The organism is Sorangium sp. So ce145, assembly GCF_051525985.1.
Lineage (GTDB): Bacteria > Myxococcota_A > Polyangia > Polyangiales > Polyangiaceae > Sorangium > Sorangium cellulosum_B.
On sequence record NZ_CP150315.1, the window covers coordinates 2653010 to 2672957 of the forward strand.

Below are 19948 nucleotides of genomic sequence, written 5' to 3' on the forward strand. Positions count from 1 at the left end.
GGGGGCCGTCTCGAGGTCGCCCGCGCCGTCTGCCCGGCTGGACTGCCTCGCACCGTCGCGAGACCTCGGTAGGTAGCTCGGCGCAGGTGTGCCGAAGGCATCGATTGCTGAAGCAAAGGCATTGCGATATTGCAATGCGAGCCGGCCACGCCTACCCTTTAACTCAGCCTTCGCGCCTTATCGTCTGCTTGCCATTCGAAATCAGTTGAAGAGAACCCCACTCATCGGAGGTGACTCATGGACTCGTACTTTGTCGTGCGCGATGTCCTCTCCCGTCTCGTCGCGGCGTCGGCGCTGCTCGTCGCCCTCGCGGCCGGCCGATCCGCCGAGGCGGCGTCGTCTTTCACCCTCTTCGAGAGCGGCCATGTGCGTCCGCTCGCGCTCTCGCCCGACGGAAAGCTGCTATTCGCCGTGAACACGCCCGACAACCACCTCGAGGTGTATCGGGTCAAGGATCAGGGTATCGAGCACCGCGCCTCCATCCCCGTCGGCCTCGAGCCGGTGGCCGTCGCGGCGCGGAGCGATACCGAGGTCTGGGTCGTCAACCACCTGTCGGACAGCGTGAGCGTCGTCGAGCTGACCCAGGGGGCGCGCTCGGGCCGGGTCGTGCGGACCGTGCTCGTCGGCGACGAGCCGCGGGATATCGTGTTCGCGGGTCCTGGAAGGCGCCGCGCGTTCATCACGACGGCGCACCGCGGGCAGAACATCCCGTTCGATCCCCAGCTCACGACCCCCGGCGTGGGCCGGGCGGACGTATGGGTCTTCGACGCCGATCGCCTCGGGTCGACGCTCGCCGGCGTGCCCCTCACGATCGTCACGCTGTTCAGCGATACCCCGCGGGCGCTCGCGGTGACGCCGGACGGCAGCAAGGTGTATGCGGCGGCCTTCCACTCCGGGAACCGCACCACGGCGCTCCACGAGGGCATCATCCCGAACGGCGGAGAGGCGGCGGGGGGCGTGCCCGGGCCGGCCACCAATGTGGAGGGGATCCCGCACCCGGAGACGGGGCTCATCGTCAAGTTCAATGGTTCCCACTGGGTGGACGAGCTGAACCGGGTCTGGGACAGCTCCGTCCGGCTCTCGCTGCCCGACAAGGACGTGTTCGTCATCGACGCGAACGCGAGCCCGCCGAGGCAGCTGCCCGGCGCCGCCGGGTTCTACACCGGCGTCGGCACCATCCTCTACAACATGGTGGTCAACCCGGTCAGCGGGAAGGTGTACGTATCGAACACCGAGGCGGGGAACGAGAAGCGCTTCGAGGGGCCCGGGATCTTCGCCGGCCAGACGGTACGAGGCCACCTTCACGAGAGCAGGATCACCGTCCTCGGCCCGGCGGGCAGCGTCACGCCGAGGCACCTCAACAAACACATCGATTACGACGCGTGCTGCGCCCCGGTCCCGAACGCCGAGAACCAGAAGAGCCTCGCCCTCCCGCAGCAGATGGCGGTCACGAAGGACGGCAAGACGCTGTACGTGGCGACGATAGGCTCGTCCAAGATCGGGGTGTTCAGCACCGCCGCCCTGGAGAACGACACCTTCGTGCCGAGCGCCTCCAAGCAGATCCCGGTGCCCGGCGGCGGCCCGACGGGGCTCCTGCTCGACGAGGCGCGGCGGCGCCTCTACACGATCACGCGCTTCGACAACGCGATCTCGATCCTCAGCACGACGACCAAGTCCGAGATCGCGCACGTGCCGATGCACAACCCGGAGCCGCCGAGCGTGGTCGCCGGCCGCCGGTTCCTCTACGACGCGTCGTTCGAGTCGAGCCACGGCGACTCGTCGTGCGCGAGCTGCCATGTCTACGGCGATTTCGACAGCCTGGCCTGGGATCTCGGCAATCCGGACGGGGTGGTCGCGGACATCCCGGGGCCGTTCGAGTCACACCCGCTGGACTTCGGGATACCCGACACCCACCACCCGATGAAGGGGCCGATGACGACGCAGAGCCTCCGCGGGATGGCGAACCACGGGCCCATGCACTGGCGCGGCGATCGCACCGGCGGCGATGAGGAGCCGAGCGCGCACCCGGACAGCGGGACGTTCGACGAGGTGACGGCGTTCATGGAGTTCCAGGCCGCGTTCACGGATCTCCTGGGGAGGAGCGAGTTCATCCCCGAGGCCGACATGCAGGCGTTCGCCGATTTCATCCTGCAGGTCACCTATCCGCCCAACCCGATCCGGGCGCTGGACAACTCGCTCACCCCGGCGCAGCAGGCCGGGCGCAGCTTCTTCTTCAACAACGTGTCCGACTTCAGCGAGGAGGGCACCTGCGTCTCGTGCCATGTGCTCGACCGCCACGGGAACGAGGAGTTCGGCGTCGATGCGCCGGGCTTCTTCGGCAGCGATGGCCGGTACACGTTCGACCTGGAGACCGAGGCCTTCAAGTCGCCGCACTTCCGCAATCTGTACCAGAAGGTCGGCATGTTCGGGATGGCGAACAACGATCTCTTCCCGGGCAGCGACGCGCACGTGGGCGACCAGGTCCGCGGCTTCGGCTTCAACAACGAAGGGGGCGTCCCGACGCTCTTCCGGTTCGTGAGCTCGGCGACCCCCGACATGGGGTTCAACCAGTCGCCGCTCACCCCGGGCGGGTTCCCGCCGGGGCCGGAGGGGGAGGTGATGCGGCGCGAGGTGGAGCAGTTCCTGCTCGCGTTCGACAGCAACCTGGCGCCGATCGTCGGGCAGCAGGTGACGCTCACCCGCCACAACGCGGCCGCGGTCGGGCCGAGGATCGACCTGCTCCGCGCGCGGGCTGATGCAGGGGAGTGCGATCTCGTGGTCAAGGGATCGCACGACCATGAGACGGCGGGGTTCCTCTACGTCGGCGCGGGCCTGTTCGTCGGCGATCGGCTCTGCGACGCGCCGATCCGCGATGCGGCGCTGCGGCACCGGGCCTCGCGCAACCGGGGCGAGCTGACGTACACGTGCGTGCCGCCGGGATCGGGGGTGCGGATCGGGCTGGATCGCGACGGCGACGGCTTCCGCGACGGCGACGAGGAAGACGAGGGCAGCGACCCGGCAGACCCGTCGAGCACGCCCTGAGGGTCGCGCCGCGCCCCTCGCTCGCGCGACTGCCCACATCATGACTACGCTGCTCGTCGCTCGGCGCGGCCCGGCGACGAGCAGCGCGAGGGGCGGCGCTACCCCGCCGGCCGGAGCCGGAACGCGCCGCAGTCGGGGTGTTCGATGCGTCCGGCGAAGAGCGAGCCGTCGAACGCGAGGTCGCCCTTCATGCCCACGGTGACGTAGTTGGGCGGGCGCTCGAGCCAGGCGCCGGGCGAGAACGACGCCGTCCGCGTCTCGGCGTCGTAGCGGCCGCTCATGAGGTATTTGCCGGCGGCGCCGGACTCGGCATGATGAAAGCCGAACACGGCCTTGATCCTGTCGCCCTTGACCTCCAGGATCCGGAACGTCATCTCGGTCGTGCCCTGCGGGCAATCGTAATCGCCGATCCAGGTCCGTGTCCGCTGGAAGGGGTTGTCGCCGGGGAACTCTTCTGGCACCCAGCCGTCGGCCGCCGTTGTCGTCGCCGCCGGGGGCGGATCCTGGAGGACGATGTAGACCGTCTCGGGGGCGGGCGGCGGCTCCGGGGCGCGCGGCTCGGCCAGCGTGGGCGCGGGGCCACACCCGGCCAGCAGGAGGGCCGCGCATGCGGCGCAGCGCAGGGCCGAGCGCCGTCGGGGGGCGGGGGCGTTCGCGGTACCCATGCGCGGGAGGGTACCATGGAGAGGGCCGAGCGCGGAGCGTGCTTCAGCGGCGGCAGCCGATGCGCTCGGTCGCGACGACGACATCGTCGTAGAGGATGGTGTGTGTGTCGGAGACGGTCATGCCGAGCTCTTCCATCTCCGCCCGCCGGCGCGCGTCGGAGTCGCGCTCGTAGTAGGCGTCGAGCATGAAGCTCTTGAAGCGCACGTCATCGCTCGATCGGAAGTCGAAGCCACCGAACGGCTCGGGCGGCGTGCACGCGCTGAAGTCGCACCCTCCCGTGTGGAACTGGGCGCGGAGCCAGGTGCCGTCGGGGTAGCCGGGGCGGTAGTCGCCGATCGCCACGCCGTCGATCCAGAACGCGAGCGCGCCGTCGCTCTGGCCGACCGTGTTGGCGCGCGCGTGCATCTCGACGCAGAACCATCGGTCGCGCGGGAACGGCGCTTGATCCGGCGGCTGGAAGACGTTGCCGTAGTAGTACGTCGTGCCTTGATCGCCGGCGCAGCCAGGGGTGGCGGTCCCGTCGTTGCAGCGCCCGGAGCGCATCTTGTACCAGTAGGCGTAGAAGTTGAAGACGTCGTCGGTGGTCGTGTCGAAGTCGAACCAGAAGCCCTCGTCTCCGGGCGGCACCGTGTTCGCGAGGCCGCTGCTGTCCCAGCTCTCGGTGCCCGCCGCCATGCGCACCCAGTGGTGCGGGTTCGGGGCGAGCTCGGGGAAGCGCACATGAAAGCGCCAGTAGAGCACGTCGACGCGCTCATGGGTGACCCACGTGGACGACGAGATGTACGTCTCCTCCGCCAGATCGGCGGTCGTCACGGTCGAGCGGAGGTAGCCCTGCCCGGCGTGGGCGGTCGCCGCGTCGGCCTCGATGTGCAGATAGCGCGTGTCCGCGGTGGGCCCGTCCCAGCGCCCCCAGCCTTGCTCGAAGTCGTCGTGGAAGAGCACGGCAGGGTCACCGGCGAGCCCCACGTCGTCCGGGTAGCGCTCGCTCAGCGTGCCGGACGGCGACGTGTCGCCGCCACCCCCGCCGCCATCGCTCGTTCCGCCGCCCCCGCCGCCATCGTTCGTTCCGCCGCCGTGCGGGCCCGCCGAGGATGTGTCCGGCTGTGCGCCGCCGTCACCGCCGGAGCTCGACGTGGAGTCGCAGGCGGCGAGCAACAGCGCGATCACCAGGGGAAATTGCAGAGGGTTCTTCATCCTTCCACGCTATCCGCTGCTCCGCCGCCTGCGCGAGCGCCCGAGGAAAAAATGCGGAAGACCCGGTGGCGGGCGGTGTAGGTTCTCTGCCCGGCGAGCCGAGGTCGGGACCCGGGGAGAGAGGACCTGACACACACGTCGGCGCTCGCGAAGCTGACACCCACGGCGAGACGAGGGCTGATCGCGGCGCTCGCGGAGCTCCGCCGCGATCGGGAGCCGTGCGCGTGGTATTCGAACCGCGAGGGCAATCCCGGTCTGTCGCGGCCCGAAGCGCCGCCGGTCGCCGCGGCCTGTTGGGCTACCCCGTGCTCGCCGATGGGCGATGTGATCATAGCTTCTGAGCGCCTTGCAGTTTCCCGAGTCCGCGATCGAAGGTTCCAAGTGGAACGTGGCCCGCTGCGCGTGCGACTTCGAGGATCAGACAATCCGAGAAGCCCAGGCCGGGGTGCTCGCGGAACTGCGCGACAGCCGCCCTTACCACGTCGGCGTCCTGGACCACCATGCAGTTGTGGTCCAACAGCATCTCTACTCCGTTCCCGATCTGCTCCGGCGCGACGCCGTACACGGAGTCCAGGACCCAAACGGCTTCCATGAGCACGAGATGGGAGATCCATGCTCCTGTTTCCACGAAGGCCTCGGCAGCAGCGAGTTGCTTCGCGTCGTCGCGTGCCAGCAAGCGAACGAGGACATTCGTGTCAACGGCGCGCATGGCGGGCCCTCATGCGCTGCCTGATGCCTTCCTTGAGATCCTCAAGGCTTCGCGGGTGGGGATCCCGCGAGAACAGCGCCTGGTGAAGGTCCTCGAAGTTGTGCCGACCAACGCGCCGCACGGTGATTCGATCACCTTCGGCATCCCATTCCAAGATCGATCCTGGCACCAGTTCGAGGCGCTTGCGCACCTCGGCGGGAACCGATATCTGCCCCTGAGCCGTTACCCTGGATTGCGCGAGCTTCATGCTGGCACAGTACCACGGTAATGAACTCCGAGCAAGGACGGTCGCTCGGCCCGTCGATGAGCCCGGCCGGTGGCGACGACCCACATCCTCCCGATAGAACATCGGACGGAATGCCTCCGAGGATGCCCCGATCGTCCCGCCCCAGGGCCTCCGCCGGCCCAACGCCCCGGCAATCACTCGCGGAGCGAAGCGACGCCGGGCTCATCGATAGGCTGGGCAGATCCTTCCTGCGCGTGATGCGGATAGCTCATCTCTGCGCCGCCGCGCGGATGTGTGTGAGAGCGTCGGGCATCGTGTCGAAGATGCAGGCCGGACTGACAGACATGGCGCCAAGATGGTCATCTGCACCTGGTGATCGAATCCACGCGGTGGGACCGCTCCGCTGGACGAGGGGAGCGAGGAACGGATGGAAAAAGGTGCCCATCGATCGGAAGTTCGAGAAGTCGACGATGAGGGGCTCATCCGCAGGGATAGCAGAGAGCACCTCGCGAAGGCCGTCGGCCACATCGGGGCTCCAGCCCAGGCGTCCGAAAATCCGGAGAATACGCGGCGGCCCCGGCCGCACTTTGACGGGGAGCTCCGAGCCACGCAAGTAGCCGAACAGGTTCTCCAGCGCTGCTACGCTTCCGGGAAGGCGAGCGCGTTCCCACGCCGCTTCGAAGAGGAGCCTGGCGAGCTCGACGCCTGGACCACCGCTTGCCATATGAACATTGAAGTCGTGCTTGCGGCCGTCGCGGAAGCACCCTGCGACCCTCAACCCGTCGAGCGCCCGGGCTTCTCGCTCCGCACCGTCGACCGAAATTGCCCCGATCTTGCGCCAAAGCTCCACGGCATCCTCCGCGCGCACGACCATCTGCTCCTGGTGAACTGCGAGAGCCTCTGGCAGTCGCTCGGCAGGGAGGCTGTTCGCAAAATCGGGGTCCCAGGCGAGGTAGGCGGAGCGCCAGAGGCTGACGCTGGCCGCCGTGATCGAGAGCACGGTCTGGTCGTCGTCAAGGACGAGGGAGAGAACGGCCTCCGGGTCGAACGAGGGCTGGTAGACAACCTGGACGAGCTTGTCGACGGTGGCAGACGCGGAGTCGCCGAACTTCACGCCGAGGACGCCGGCCACGGTCTCTCCGCGATATCCACGAAAGAGGATCGGCAAGACGGCCGCCGTGTTGACGAGCCTCACGTTCCCTTGCTGCATGTGCGAGCGCGAGTAGCGGAGCTTGCCTTCCTCCAAGGCCGAGAGCTCTTCACCGACCGATTCCAACAGCGCGGCCGCCAGCACGTAGTTCTTCTCCGCGAACATTCGCCCGGCGAGCCGCCGCCGATCCTCGGCAGGCAGCGCTGAATATCCATCCTTGTACGCCGACGGCTCGCTCATCCGATCTGCTCCATTGCACATGGCACCTGCGCCTGCCCCCGCTCACGTCCCTTGATGGCCCGCAGCCCCCCTCGCGCCCCGGAGCTCGCGCGGAGGGCGGCCGAACCAGCGCCGGAACGCGTGGCTGAACGCGGTCGTGTCGGAGAAGCCGAGCCGCAGCGCCGTCTCGGTCACGCTGCTCCTCGCCAGCAGGTCGGCCGCGCGGTCGCGGCGCATCTCCTCGACCAGCTTCCGGAAGCTCGTCCGCTCGACCTCCAGGCGCCGGCGCAGCGTCCGCTCCGTCGTGCCGAGGGAGCGAGCCACGTCGTCCAGCGTCGGTATCCCGCCCTCGGCGCTCGAGAGCGCGCGGGCGAGCTGGTGCCGCACGCCGTCCGCGATCGACGGCGGCGCGAGCTGCTCGCAGAGGGCGCTCACGCTGCGACACAGGTACTCCCATAACCTCTGGTTCGCGCCCGCAGGCACCATGTCGAGGACCTCGCGGCGGAACACCATCCCGTCCCAGGGCGCGTCGAACCGCACGGGGCAACGGAAGAACTCCACGTGCGCAGTCCGGCGCGGCGGGGCCGCGTGGCGGAAGCTCACCTCCAGCGGCGTGAGGTCGTCTCCCGTCATCTGCCGCAGACAGCCGAGGTTCTGCGCCAGCGCGGTCTCGTTGGAGAGGCGGTGCCCCAGCGTGAGCGGCCGCAGGCGATGCCACCGCACCTCGGCGCGCTTCGCGGTCTCGAACGCCTCCCACCGGCCCGAGTCGGTCAGGAGCGCGCTGTACCGCGCCGCGGTGTCGAACGCATGGCGGATGGAGGGCGCGCTCATGATGGCGAAGCCGAGCACGTGCAGGTCTTCCACCCTCGCGCGCTGCGCGACGCGGATAGGCAGCGACGGGTCGTCCAGCGTCTGACCCAGATAGGTCCACAGATCGAGCAGCCGGTCGATCTCGATGCGCCGGTCGGGATCGGCGGCGAGCGACGGCAGGCGCGCGGCGCGCTCCATGGCGCCCAGCCGGATGCCGTCGCGGAGCCCGAGGTCGACGACCAGCCTGGCCACGGACGTCATCACGGTGGGCAGCGGGCGGTGCATGCGCCCACGATTATGCAGGATCCGCACCGGCGGTCGCTCGCGGGTGTTCGCCGCGGCGCGAGAGCGCGGCGGCGCGAGCGCGCTCTGACGCGCCGATCAGGGCGCAGACACCGCGGGCGTCAGGGGCTGGTGAAGCCGAGGAGCCCGTGGCCGACGAGGAGGGTCGCGCTGTTCGGGGGCAGCGAGGCAGCGTTCGTGGGGCCCGCCCATCCTTCGCGCATCAGCGCCGTTCGGATGCGCGAGATCGGGGAGACCTGGTGGGCCTCCTGGAGCAGCTTCATCGCCTCGGCCGGGATGGTCAGCGTGCCGTCGCCTCCCAGCGCGACGCATTGAATCTCGACCTGCTTGCGCGCGGGCGGGGGCATCGCGAACGGCGACGCGCCCTCGACGTCGCCGTCGGTGCTGGTGAGGCGCACGATCGTGGCCTGCGCCGGCCCGCAGCTGCCGCCCGGGCCGCCGCAGCCGAGCGTCAATGGGCTGCCGTCGAGCGGCACCGCGACGAGGGCGGCCGCCGACGCCGTGTCGGGGGTGAACGCCTCGCCGGCCACGATCGGCGCGCTGTCGGGGAAATCGAAGGCCATCTCGCCGCCGGGCGAGATGCCCACGACGACCTCGTCGCCGCCCTCGATCGGGTCGACGGGGTTGTTCGGAACGGGCCCCGCCCCGGCGAGCACGGTGTACTCGGCCGCGAAGGCTTCCTCCGCCGCGTCCTGGTTGACCACGATCGCTGTCGTGCTCGACTCCACGGCGACGATGGGGAACGCGCCCTGGTTCTTCGCGTTCGCCGCGCCGGTGACGCGCAGGTAACGGCCGACATCCGCTGCGGAGAACGTCGCGCCCTCGATCGTGTAGGCCGCGGTCCCCGCCTGCCCCGGAGCGACGCCCGCCTGGCCGGCCCCAGTCGACGTCGGGCACACATAACCCGAGCCAGCAAAGCGGCACGCGAGGGGCCCGCCTTCGAGGCCGGCAATCGTGATCTCGCCTTGATCCGTCAGGGCCGGCGGCGGGCTGTCCTCCGTGTCGTAGACCCACGCCTTGCATCCTTCGACTTGCCCGGGCATCTCCTCGTAAGCAGGTGGCCTGGACGCGGTGAACAGGACTTGCACCGTGAGGCCGTGGCCCGCCTGCGGCGCACCTTGAATCGATACATCCTGGATCGAGATGATCCCGTTGTGCGTCGCGACCGGGCAGCGGACCGAGCCGCCCTCGCCGGAGCTCGATGAGCCGCCTTCACCGGAGCTAGAGGAGCCGCCGTTGCCAGAGCTCGATGAGCCGCCCTCGCCGGAGGCCGACGAGCCGCCGTGCCCTGCGCTCGTCGAGCTGCCGCCGGCGCCATCCTCGTCCGACATGGGGCAGCCCCCTGCGACCGCGAGGGTGGTGGCGAGCGCGAGGGCCATTGAGCCCCTCCTTGAATTTCGCGAGAGTTCCATTCGATTGATCATGGCTTTGAGCCTCCACGCGTCCGGCGAGGCGCGACGCGCGCCTCCGCGGCTGGACATGCGGCAGATCTAGCGATTGGCCTCAGGGGCGGCCTGGTCGCGCCGGCCAGGGAGTTGGTCGAATCGGCCAGCCGATCGCCTCCCGACGCGCTCCGCTCGCCACGTCGAGGCCTTGCCCGAGCTTCCCCGAACGATCCCTCGCGACGAACGCGCGCAGCGCGGACGGCGGGTCGAGCGAGCCCCCGTTCGGGTGCTCCTGTGCGCCGCGCCGTGCAAGGTGGTCGCGGCGTTCCTGGTCGATCGGTGACCGAACGCGGCGCACACCCGCGGACGATGATCAACCCGCGCGGCAGCCGCTCGGAATGCCGCCCGTGGCATATTGACCGCGTCTGCCCGACTGGGTACGACTGGGTTCGTGCCGGGTGAACCTGAACAACGAACGCTATCCGCCACGGGCGGACAGCGGTATCTGGACAAATCAGGCAACGGCAGCTTTTTGTTTCTGATCGCGGACAGCCATCGGCCGCTCGCGCCGTCGGCGCGCATCGCCCTCGATGACGTGGAGGAGGTCGTTATCGGCCGCGGCAATGCCCGGAGGCTGGAGGTCGCGGACAGCGGTTCACGCCGGCGCGTCGAGATCCGGCTCGACGACCCATGGCTCTCGTCGAGGCACGCGCGGATCATGCGGGTCCTCGGCCGGTGGTGCTTCGAGGATTGCGGCTCCAAGAACGGCAGCATCCTCAATGGGGCGCCGAGGAAGCACGCCGAGCTCGCGGAGGGCGACGTGCTCGAGCTGGGCCGCACGTTCTTCCTCTACCGCGCGGCGATTCCCCGCGGCGCCGAGCAGGTCACTCTGCTGGAAGCGTCGAGCCTCGCCGCGCACGTCCCCGGGCTGCTCTCCCTCATCCCGTCGCAGCTCGAGATGTTCGATCAGCTCAGGGTGGTGGCGGCCTCCACCATCCCCGTGTTGATCCAGGGCGAGACGGGCACCGGCAAGGAGGTCATGGCGCGCGCCATCCATTCGCTCTCGGGCAGGCCGGGCGCGTTCGTGGCGATCAACTGCGGCGCGCTGCCGCGGGATCTCGTCGAAGGCGAGCTCTTCGGGCACAGGAAGGGCGCCTTCTCCGGGGCCACCGAGGATCGCCCCGGGCTCGTGCGCAGCGCCGACCGCGGCACGCTCTTCCTCGACGAGATCGGCGACCTGCCCCTGTCCGCCCAGGTGGCCTTGCTCCGCGTGCTCCAGGAGCGCGAGGTGCGCCCCGTGGGCGGCACGCGCTCGATCCCCGTGGACCTTCGCGTCGTGGCGGCCACCCACCGGCCGATCGAGCGCATGGCGGCGTCGGGCGACTTCCGCTCCGACCTGCTCGCGCGCCTCTCCGGTCACGCCGTCGAGCTCTCGCCGCTCCGGGCTCGCCGGGAGGATCTCGGCCTCATCCTCGGCGCGATCCTCCGGCGCGCCGACGGAGAGGGCGCCGAGCACATCCAGCTGCACCCGCGCGCGGCGCGCGCCCTCGTCACGTACGGCTGGCCGCTCAACGTGCGCGAGCTCGAGCAGTGCATCACGACCGCGGCGGTGCTGGCGCAGCGGGGCACGATCGAGCTCGATCACCTGAACAGCGCCCTGAGGCGCAACGCCCTGGGCGCCGCGGAGCAGGGGGACGATCCTGCCCGGCCCGAGGAGCTCAAGGCGCTCCTGCGCGCGCACAGCGGCAACATCGCCGGCGTGGCGCGCGCCATGGGCAAAGCCAGGATGCAGATCCATCGCTGGTTGAAGCGCTACGAGATCGACCCCGATGACTTTCGCCACTGAGGTGCTGCGCCGCGGCCGCGGGGTGAGGCGGGCATGACGCCGGACACCGTCGTCGCGGCTCGCTACCGCGTCCTGCGCCGCCTGGGCGCGGGCGCGATGGGCGCCGTCTACGAGGTGATCGACCTCCAGACGGAGCGCCGGCGGGCGCTCAAGGTGATGCACCCTCACACGGTCGGGCGCGCCGACCTGAGGGAGCGATTCGCGCTGGAGGCCCGCGTGTCCGGCCAGGTCGACAGCCCCGCGCTCGTCGACGTCGTCGACGCGGGCGTCGATGACGCCACCGGGACTCCATTCCTCGTGATGGAGCTGCTCCGGGGGGAGACCTTGAGCGAGCGGCTCGCGCGCGTGGGCGGCCACGCGCCGGAGGAGGTGCTCGTCTATCTCGCTCAAGCCGCGCCGGCCATCGACAAGATGCACCAGCTCGGCATCGTCCACCGCGACCTGAAGCCGAGCAACCTGTTCCTGGAGCAGCGAGAGAGCGGCGCCCCGCGCATCCGGATCCTCGATTTCGGCGTGGCGAAGGTGCTGCGCGAGGGCGCGACCCGCGGATCGACCGGCGCGGCCGGCACGCCGATCTACATGGCGCCGGAGCAGTTCCAGAGCGGCAGGATCACACGAACCGCCGATATCTACGCGCTCGGCATGATCGCGTTCACGCTCCTCGTCGGCAGGCCCTACTGGGAGGACGAAGTGGGCATTGGCGACAGCCCCGTCGCCTTCGCGCTCGTCGCGCTGCAGGGCCCCAAGGAGCCTGCGTGCGAGCGCGCCGCGCGGTACGGCGTGACGTTGCCGCCCGCGTTCGACGCGTGGTTCGCGCGCGCGACGGCGCTCGCGCCGGACCAGCGCTTCCCGACCGCGGGCGCCGCCGTGGGGGCGCTCGCGCGAGCGCTCGGCGTGCCAGGCTACGATCTGCCCGCACAGCAGGCCGCCGGGGCCGAGGCGCGCGAGGGGACGCCACCCGCCGGCGAGCAGTCGACGTGGACCGACACGTTCCAATCCGACGGGCATCGGGGCGGGAGCGAGGGCGTGGGACGAACGGACCCGGTGGCCGCCGGCGCAGGCGGGCCCGGCCCCGCGCCGCCTCGCTCCGAGCCCGAGAGCGACGCACCGAGCGCGAGCTCCGCTCGGCAGCCGCGGGCCATCGTGCATCGGTCGCGCCGGTGGCGCTGGATCGCAGCCTCGAGCGTCACGCTGGCCGCCATGGGCCTGGGCGCCGTCCGGTGGGCGTTCCCTCACCGGCAAGCGCCTGCTCCTCCTCCCACCGTCATGCGATCTCCGCTGGAGCCCGACAGCACGGTGCTCGCCTGTCCGATCCTGGAGGCCTCCGGTGTCGAGGAGCCGGCCGGGTGGCTGGGAGCGGCCGCGGCGGCGACGTTGTGCGAGCGGGCTCGGGTCCTCCTCGGAGGCCGCGCGGCGCGCACGCTGGTCCCTGCGGAGCTGCTCTCGCTCCCACGGCCGCCCGCGGACACCGCTCCGATCGACCCCTATGCCGGGCCGGAGGCTCGCGCGCAATCGCTGGACGCGGCGCGCAGGAGGGGAGCGGCCTATGTGGACGGGGCGATCGTCCTGGAGCCGTCCCGCGCCTTTCGGCTCACGGTCACGCTGCGGGCCGCCGACGGCAGGGAGCTCGCGTCCTCGGTCGGCAGGGCGAGCGCGCTCTATGAAGCCGTGAGGAACGCCATGGATCCCTGGGTCGATGCGGGGGCGTTGCCAAAGGCCCCGCGCCTCGACGACGCCGTGGCCGATTACTCGAGGGCGCGCACGGTCGACGGGGCGCTCGATCTGCTCGACCTGACGCTGGCCATGACCCACAACGCCGGCGGGCTCCGACAGGAGTGCGCCCGGTTCGAGGCGCGCGGCGGCGGGCTCGCGGAGATGGGGCCAGGAGAGCGCTTCCGCTGCGCCTACACGCTCGGCGAGCCCGCGCCTGGGGTCGCGCTCCCACCGGCCAGCGCCGACGCCTCACCGGGTGAGCTCGCCGCGCGCGCCCGCGTCGCTCTCATGATGCGGCGTACCGTCGAGCCGACGGCGGTCGCGGAGCTCCAGCGCATCCATGATCGCGAGGCGTCGGCCTGGGGACGCTCGACGCTCGCGGCGACGATATCCTGCCTGCTGCCGTCGCCCGATGAGAAGCGCGCCACGGAGCTGACGACGCTCGCCAAGGACATGGCGTTCAGCGCGGTGCAGGCCGAGCCGAAGAACCCGATCGGGGAGTGGTGCGCGCCCTGGGTGCAGCTGGCGACGGTGACGCACGGGACCCCGAGCGCGGCGAGCGCGTTGCAGGGAATGCGGGCCTGGATGCCCTGGGAAGCGTATGGGTGGCTGTTCGAGGACTCCGGCCCTGCAGCGGCCGAGGCTCCCGCGCGGCAGGCTCGCGCGCGCGCCCTCGCGTTCGCGCGGCGCGCCTATGTCCTCTCGCCCCTGGACATGAATGTTGCCGACACGCTGGTCGAGCGGCTCCTCCAGGAGGGAGCGCGCCAGGAGGCGCGCGGGATAGCGCTCGCGGTGGGCCAGGGAAGCCAGGTGCTGCACAAGGTCGGCAGCGAGCTCCTCCTCCTCCGCGTCGAGGCGAGCGAGGCCGGCGTCGGCGCCGCCCTCGAGCGGGCGAGGCGCGCGATGGCCATTTCCCCTGGCGATTCCGGGTTTGTTCGCGTGCAACGCCTCCAGATCGCCTGGCGCGCGCTGGAGCTCGCGCTCGTCCTCGGGCGCGAGCGCGAGATAGCCGACCTCATCGTCTCCCGCTTCCTCGACCCGGAGCCACCCCTCCTCGAGGGCACCCACATCAGCGTCCCGCTCCGCATGGGAGCCGTCTGCGCCCGCGCCAGCCGGGCGGCGTCGCGGCGTTGCTTCGAGCGGCTTCGCGAGCTCCGGGTCAGGTTCCCGGAAGGCGAGCTGCCGAACACGGAGAGCTTCATCACGGGCGCCGAGCGTCACGCCCGCGGAGACCGGAGGGCCGCCGCGCTGGCGTGGCGCCCGCTGCTGCAGGAGCCTGAGCCGTTCGTCGAGGTGCTCGGCGACGCCATGATCGCGACGTATGAGCTCGAGGGGGAGCACGAGCTCGTGGACCGGCTGGAGCAGGCGATCCCGGACGACAGCGAGGCCCTGAACGGCGCGAGCCTGAAGACGGTGCGCGAGGCGGAGCGCGCGGCGAGGCGCGGGGACAGGAAGAGGGCCCTCGAGCTGGCCCAGCAGGTGATCAAGGCCTGGTCGGCGGTGGACGCCCCTGTCCCGGCGGTCGAGTCGATGAGGCGGCTCGCGGCGAGGCTACTTGAGTGAACGGTCGATCACCCAGTCTTTGAACGAAGGGCACTCGGAATCGCTCCTGAGATCGCATGGATGGTTCAAGTAGACCGTGACGGGGTATCTCCAGTGCGCGCCCGCTTCATCGCACGGCGTGTAGATGGCTCGCCTGCCGCCAGCAGACCTGGTGCATGCGCCCGGGTTCCCATTGAAAGGCGAGCATGGCTTCGGCTCATGGACGAAGCACTGCGCAGCCGCATCGGGCGCAGGGAGCGCGCAGAGCCTGTCGGCGAGGTTCGCCGCCCCTTGATCCCAGTCCTCGCCGTAACACGCGTACTGCTTGTCGAAGAGCACCCCGTCGGGCCGAGCATCACTGGGCACCGAATCGAAGATATTTCCATAGAACGCGCCCTCGCGGTACCTGAATAGCTCCGCCTCCTTCGCCGGATACCTCACGCCATCGCCCTCGCCCTGCGAGCCCTCGGATTTTACGTCGATCGCAAAATTCCGCTCCGACAGCATCACGCTGAAGTACCCGACCTGTTCGAAGGTGGAATTCGCCTCATCAACCATGCCCGCGCCAGCAGGGCCATTCGCGGGGCACGTGAACTCAACCGTATCGCCAGGACCGTCGAGCGCGTCGCTCTTGATGTGCTTGATGTACCTGCTCCGAGGATCTGCCGCAGCGTAGTCCACATGGTTGCATCCATGGATGCCCGCGCAGACACGCACGAACACCGGAGATGGGCGGGCGTGGGCCGAGTTGAGCTTGAGCTTGACCGTCCTCGGCCCGGTACCGTCTGACCTCTGGGCCAGGCACTGCCCGACGTAGCGCGCCGACCACCCGCAGTCGCTCGTCGCCTGATTCGGTCTGCCGACAGGGTTGCAAGCAGCGAAGCTCTCGATCGTCGTGGCCTCGCCTGTGCTGGTGTTCCTCTCTCGAGACCTGGTCTCGGCGGGGACCTTGTCATGGAGCGCGACGAGATCCCCCGGGCCGCGCATGGATACGACGACCACCTTGTTGAGCGCGTTCACCCGGGCGAGCACGCCGGCGGAGACCGCTTGCAGGCATTCCGGGGATGGAAGGTCGTTGAACCAGTCCCCGAGCGGTCCCCCGCTGGCGCATGCTCCGATCTGCCCGTTCCACTCATAACGCTGGTTCCCGACGCGGGCCGACACCTTTTGGCCTTCCTTCAGGGCAAACGATACGATGTAGTGCATCAGCTGAACGGCGCGGGGCTCCAGCGTCGGGTCCTGCGTGCTGAAAGGCTTGACATCGTCGAGCTTCAGGCTGTTCAGCTTGCTCACCTTGAGGCGCTCGAGCAATTCGCTGTTCGCGCGGAGCGCCTCCGCGCTGATGCCGTTCTTGGGCATGCCGTTGTGAGGCAGCTGCCCCGGGGGAGCGACCGGCTCTGTTGGCCCACCCGTGGACGCCGGCGTCACAGGCCCTTTGGGGTTCACCGTGACGATGCATCCGCCGCACCCCAGGAAAGAACCCACGCCGATGCAGGCCAGCGCCATGTACAAACGGCTTACGGTCACAGGCATTCTCCTTCTCCTGAACTCGAGACGCGAGGTGAGCGCCCCTCGCGGGCGCGCATCCTTGCACGGACGCGCGGCGGTTGGCCAGCTGGCCCCATCGATGCTGAATGGTTCTTGCTGCCGCCAAAGCATCTTTCGTGCCACGGTGTACGCTGCGCGCCGTTGCCCACCAGCGTGGCTGGATGCCTGGTTCTGACCGCGGGCGGCACGTTCTTCGTCCCATCGAGGCAGCGCCGAGCGGCGCGGTGAGCCCCGCCTGGCGCGCCCGGCGCCTGCGATGAACCGGGGTGTTACGCCGGTGATACACCGTGTTGCGCTGCGCAGAAACGCGCCGCGCACGTGTCCCCGCAACAGGTCGGGCGCCCCGCTGTTGCACCGCGCGGCGCAACAGCGGGGCGTCACAGGACGGCGACGGTAACCGATGCGCCGGGGCGGCGGTCCGTTTCGGCGTGACAAAGGGCCAGCTCCGGCCACGCGCGAGCGTCCGTCCGGTTGGCACCGGAGCTGCAATGCCGGCAAGCGTCTGCCCGACCGGGCGGTCAGGCGCCCGGACAGCCATCACTCGGCCCGGGATCCGTGGCCAGGGGCGGGGGATACGTCCAGCTCTGCGTGAGGATTGCAGACGTCTGGGTCTTCTCGTCACGCGCGGGCGCCTTTCGCGCCGCGCGCACCAACGACCAGCGATGGAGAATTCCATGAAGAATCGATCGATAGGCGCGGCGTTGACCTGCGCCCTGCTGTTGACCGCCTGCGGCGCCGAGCAGGAAGAGCCGGAGCTCGCCGGATCGAACAGCGACCCGCTCATCGTGGCGCCCTCCAAGCGGGCGCCCAAGGTCGATCAATTGTACCTGCGGCTCGCGTCGGATGGCGTCGGGGTGCTCTCGCTCGAGTTCGCGCCGAGCGACCGCAAGCGGGTGATCGAAGAGAACAGAGGCGCGGCGTTCGAGATGAGCCTCGATGCGCGCGAGAAGGCGGTCACCTTCAACGACTCGGGAATAAAGCCAGATCTCAAGGCCGGAGACGGCTTGTTCTCCGCCGCGGTCCCCATCGACCTGGAACGGCTGAGCCAGATCAACAGCGAGATCTCGAAGCTCAAGACCCGCACGCTCCAGACGTTCGAGCCGGGGTCGCGTTTCGCCGCCAAGCCCATCGAGATCTCGCAGACCAGCGCGATCGACATCGAGGCGCTGAAGAAGGGCGCGACCATCCGCTTGCCCAACCTCGCGGAGCTCGGCCCCTTGCGCGCGCTCGGCGGCGTGACCACGGCCGCCATCAACCCGCAGAAATCGCTGCTGATCCGCTCGCTGCCGGTGATCGAGGACCCGGCGCGCACCATGAACCCGTGCGACTCGATCGCCGCGAACGCCCCGCTCAAGAAGTGGACCTTCGGCTACCTCATGGAACAGATGGCCATCGGGTCCGGGCTCACCGCGAGCCAGTTCGTCGAGCAGTGGCTGGCTTCCTGGCGCACCCAGCAGATCGTCAACGCGAGCTCGGGCAGCCTGGTCCTCGATGCGACGAGCGCGGCCGCCGCGGCGAACGTCGACAGCATGATCATCAACCCCTGGCGCCAGAGGAGCGGCGGGGGCGCGTTGAACCTCAGCATCGCGCCGTTCCGGCTACAGGCCATCCTCTATCGCCCCGACCTAGCGCAGAGCTCGCCCTACCTCGGCGGGGCTGCCGGCAACAACGGAGGCGAGCTCCGCTTCGTGTTCGGCCTGATGGAGGTTCGCGACGGCAATCGGGACGGCGACGCCAGAGACGGCGTGGACACCTGCCAGCCGATCGAGGCCGCGGCGATCTTCGAGTACGGAGTGCCCATCACGAGCTGCGCCGGCATCAAGGATTGGGCGAACAAGTGGGTCAACCTGAGCGCCTTGCTCCCCGGTGACCCCGCCTACGGCACGGCGCTCGAGGCGCTGACCGAGCAGGTGGTGAGGAACGGCGCCGCGCCGGGCAACCCCAACCAGAACGCGCTCAACCAGCTGCGCACGAACGAGATCGATCTCACGGGGATCTGGCAGATGCGCGAGTTCGTGATCCGCCCCGGGGGCGGACCTCTGCAACAGACCACCACCAAGAACAACCCCCGCGAGCACCAGGCGAGCTTCACGTCGGTTCCGGGCACGACCCCGGCGCCGATCGATCTGAACGGCACCGACGCGCTGCTCGCGGAGATCCTGGCCTCCATGAGCCCCGGTTACACGATGCCCGAGGCCCGCGGGGGCGTGCCCTTCATGGGCGGCGCGTCGACCTACAACGCCGGGACCTTCTGGGACCACCCGGACCTGGAGACGCCGGCGGAGCTCGAAGCACGCTTTCGGTTCTCGTCCAACACGTGCAGCGGCTGCCATACGGGCGAGACGGACACGCTCTTCTACCACATTCGCCCCGCGGGGCCCGGCGGCGTCCCCAGCATCTCGGCCCTCCTGCAAGGTCCGTTGACGGTGACGGACAATCGTGGGCTCAGCCATTCGTTCGCGGAGATGGACAACCGCAAGCAGGCTCTCGCGAGCCTCGCGAACCAGTCGTGCTCGTTCCGCGTTGGAATCCCGCCCTTCCAGGTGTTGCGGCTGCCGCTGCTGAGCGTCCACTGAACCGCGATGAGCGCGGGGCCCGCGGCGACCGAACGGCGCCCGGGCCCCGCGCGGGCAGAACAGGGCCGTGCCGTTCCCTCATCCCTGAACGGAGATCGCCATGCCAGCACGACTTCGCCACGTCGCTTCGATCTTGGCCCTCGTCCTCTCGATGCCCACCGGATGCGGCAACACGGTCACCCGCGCCCCCGCGGGGAGCGGCGGCGCAGGCGGACAGGGCACCGGCGCCGCGGGAACCAGCGGACAGGGCACCGGCGCCTCCGCGGGGAGCGGCGGCGCGGGCGGAGAGGGCACCGGCGCCGCGGGAACCGGCGGACAGGGCACCGGCGCCACGGGGGCGGGCGGCGCCACGGGGGCCAACTCGGGTGATTGCCACACCGACGCGAACTGCCCTGGGTCAACCTGCGTCGACATCACGCCAGGCGGGTTCCGCGTGTGCAAGACCAACTACCCGCCTGCGGAGACGTGCGCACGACCGGACTTCGACGAGTGCTGCACGACCGAGGATTGCGGGCCGGGGAGCACGTGCCTTGCCGCGCCCCTCTTGCCCTACTGCGGCGGCCCTCCGCCGCTCGAGAACAACGTGTGCGCAAAGGATCTGTGCTCGAGCGACGACGAGTGCCCTGGCGGCCTGTGCGCGCCGGCGGGCACGCTGAACAACAAGGTTCGCGCGTGCGTGAGCGCGCGCTGCCGGCTCGATGCGGACTGCGACGCCGAGCCCGGCGGCATATGCGCCACCGTGCGGGATCCATGCTGCAACCAACCCGAGGGCCTGTTCTGCGTGTATCCGGGCAGCGGCTGCCGCAGCAGCTCGGACTGCGGGCAGGGCGAATATTGTGGGAGGGACGCCGGCGGTGCAGCGCGCTGCATCGTGGGAGACGTGGTTTGCCCGGCCTGAGCGATCAGGCGGACGGGCGGCGGGTATGACCCGCTGGTCCTCTGGCTCCGCGGCGCTCGTCCGTGTCTCGCCTACCGAGGCGCGGGCGAGGGCCGCCCCATCAATGAGTCACGAATTTGAC

Annotated in this window: 13 protein-coding genes; 5 read left to right on the forward strand and 8 right to left on the reverse strand. The window is 70.0% G+C overall.

Annotation, left to right across the window (positions count from 1 at the left end; all coding sequences use genetic code 11):
- Positions 1–237: 237 nt before the first annotated feature.
- Positions 238–3042 (forward strand): hypothetical protein, encoded by a 2805-nt coding sequence (locus WMF34_RS10175; protein ID WP_437993149.1) that lies wholly within the window; start codon positions 238–240, stop codon positions 3040–3042.
- A gap of 98 nt (positions 3043–3140) precedes the next feature.
- On the opposite strand, the gene WMF34_RS10180 is transcribed toward WMF34_RS10175, so the two are convergent.
- From WMF34_RS10180 to WMF34_RS10210, 7 genes are all read right to left on the reverse strand, one after another.
- Positions 3141–3707: a hypothetical protein gene (locus WMF34_RS10180; RefSeq protein ID WP_231864770.1), complete on the reverse strand. Its 567-nt coding sequence runs from the start codon at positions 3705–3707 to the stop codon at positions 3141–3143.
- A 43-nt stretch (positions 3708–3750) separates the two neighbouring features.
- On the reverse strand, positions 3751–4902 hold the full coding sequence (locus WMF34_RS10185; protein ID WP_437993150.1) for a hypothetical protein: 1152 nt from the start codon (positions 4900–4902) through the stop codon (positions 3751–3753).
- Positions 4903–5230: 328 nt separating this feature from the next.
- On the reverse strand, positions 5231–5611 hold the full coding sequence (locus tag WMF34_RS10190) for a PIN domain-containing protein (RefSeq protein WP_437993151.1): 381 nt from the start codon (positions 5609–5611) through the stop codon (positions 5231–5233).
- Complete coding sequence (locus WMF34_RS10195; protein ID WP_437993152.1) at positions 5598–5858, reverse strand: AbrB/MazE/SpoVT family DNA-binding domain-containing protein; 261 nt, start codon at positions 5856–5858, stop codon at positions 5598–5600. Before WMF34_RS10195 ends, WMF34_RS10190 begins: the two co-directional genes overlap by 14 nt.
- A 247-nt stretch (positions 5859–6105) precedes the next feature.
- Positions 6106–7227 (reverse strand): hypothetical protein, encoded by a 1122-nt coding sequence (locus WMF34_RS10200; RefSeq protein ID WP_437993153.1) that lies wholly within the window; start codon positions 7225–7227, stop codon positions 6106–6108.
- Between the two features lie 42 nt (positions 7228–7269).
- The gene (locus WMF34_RS10205; protein WP_437993154.1) at positions 7270–8301 is read right to left on the reverse strand and encodes an AraC family transcriptional regulator; all 1032 of its coding nucleotides are present in this window, start codon (positions 8299–8301) and stop codon (positions 7270–7272) included.
- Between the two features lie 119 nt (positions 8302–8420).
- Positions 8421–9698: a hypothetical protein gene (locus WMF34_RS10210; protein ID WP_437993155.1), complete on the reverse strand. Its 1278-nt coding sequence runs from the start codon at positions 9696–9698 to the stop codon at positions 8421–8423.
- Positions 9699–10236: 538 nt separating this feature from the next.
- On the opposite strand from WMF34_RS10210, the gene WMF34_RS10215 reads away from it, so the two are divergent.
- Positions 10237–11550: a sigma 54-interacting transcriptional regulator gene (locus tag WMF34_RS10215; protein ID WP_437993156.1), complete on the forward strand. Its 1314-nt coding sequence runs from the start codon at positions 10237–10239 to the stop codon at positions 11548–11550.
- A gap of 33 nt (positions 11551–11583) precedes the next feature.
- On the forward strand, positions 11584–14826 hold the full coding sequence (locus WMF34_RS10220; RefSeq protein ID WP_437993157.1) for a serine/threonine-protein kinase: 3243 nt from the start codon (positions 11584–11586) through the stop codon (positions 14824–14826).
- Here the strand turns inward: WMF34_RS10220 and WMF34_RS10225 are convergent.
- On the reverse strand, positions 14815–16332 hold the full coding sequence (locus WMF34_RS10225; protein WP_157906591.1) for a hypothetical protein: 1518 nt from the start codon (positions 16330–16332) through the stop codon (positions 14815–14817). The genes WMF34_RS10220 and WMF34_RS10225 overlap by 12 nt on opposite strands.
- Positions 16333–17027: 695 nt before the next feature.
- Between WMF34_RS10225 and WMF34_RS10230 the strand changes: the two genes are divergently transcribed.
- Positions 17028–18929, forward strand: coding sequence for a hypothetical protein (locus WMF34_RS10230; protein WP_437993158.1), 1902 nt, complete (start codon positions 17028–17030; stop codon positions 18927–18929).
- A gap of 100 nt (positions 18930–19029) precedes the next feature.
- The gene (locus tag WMF34_RS10235) at positions 19030–19827 is read left to right on the forward strand and encodes a hypothetical protein (protein ID WP_437993159.1); all 798 of its coding nucleotides are present in this window, start codon (positions 19030–19032) and stop codon (positions 19825–19827) included.
- Positions 19828–19948 lie beyond the last annotated feature (121 nt).

Excerpts from the sequence above, each read along its gene's own strand:
- WMF34_RS10230 (WP_437993158.1), top strand. The coding sequence starts at position 17,028 with ATGAAGAATCGATCGATAGGCGCGGCGTTGACCTGCGCCCTGCTGTTG.
- WMF34_RS10175 (WP_437993149.1), top strand. The coding sequence starts at position 238 with ATGGACTCGTACTTTGTCGTGCGCGATGTCCTCTCCCGTCTCGTCGCG.
- WMF34_RS10200 (WP_437993153.1), bottom strand. The coding sequence starts at position 7,227 with ATGAGCGAGCCGTCGGCGTACAAGGATGGATATTCAGCGCTGCCTGCC.
- WMF34_RS10180 (WP_231864770.1), bottom strand. The coding sequence starts at position 3,707 with ATGGGTACCGCGAACGCCCCCGCCCCCCGACGGCGCTCGGCCCTGCGC.
- WMF34_RS10210 (WP_437993155.1), bottom strand. The coding sequence starts at position 9,698 with ATGGCCCTCGCGCTCGCCACCACCCTCGCGGTCGCAGGGGGCTGCCCC.
- WMF34_RS10185 (WP_437993150.1), bottom strand. The coding sequence starts at position 4,902 with ATGAAGAACCCTCTGCAATTTCCCCTGGTGATCGCGCTGTTGCTCGCC.
- WMF34_RS10220 (WP_437993157.1), top strand. The coding sequence starts at position 11,584 with ATGACGCCGGACACCGTCGTCGCGGCTCGCTACCGCGTCCTGCGCCGC.
- WMF34_RS10205 (WP_437993154.1), bottom strand. The coding sequence starts at position 8,301 with ATGCACCGCCCGCTGCCCACCGTGATGACGTCCGTGGCCAGGCTGGTC.
- WMF34_RS10190 (WP_437993151.1), bottom strand. The coding sequence starts at position 5,611 with ATGCGCGCCGTTGACACGAATGTCCTCGTTCGCTTGCTGGCACGCGAC.
- WMF34_RS10235 (WP_437993159.1), top strand. The coding sequence starts at position 19,030 with ATGCCAGCACGACTTCGCCACGTCGCTTCGATCTTGGCCCTCGTCCTC.
- WMF34_RS10195 (WP_437993152.1), bottom strand. The coding sequence starts at position 5,858 with ATGAAGCTCGCGCAATCCAGGGTAACGGCTCAGGGGCAGATATCGGTT.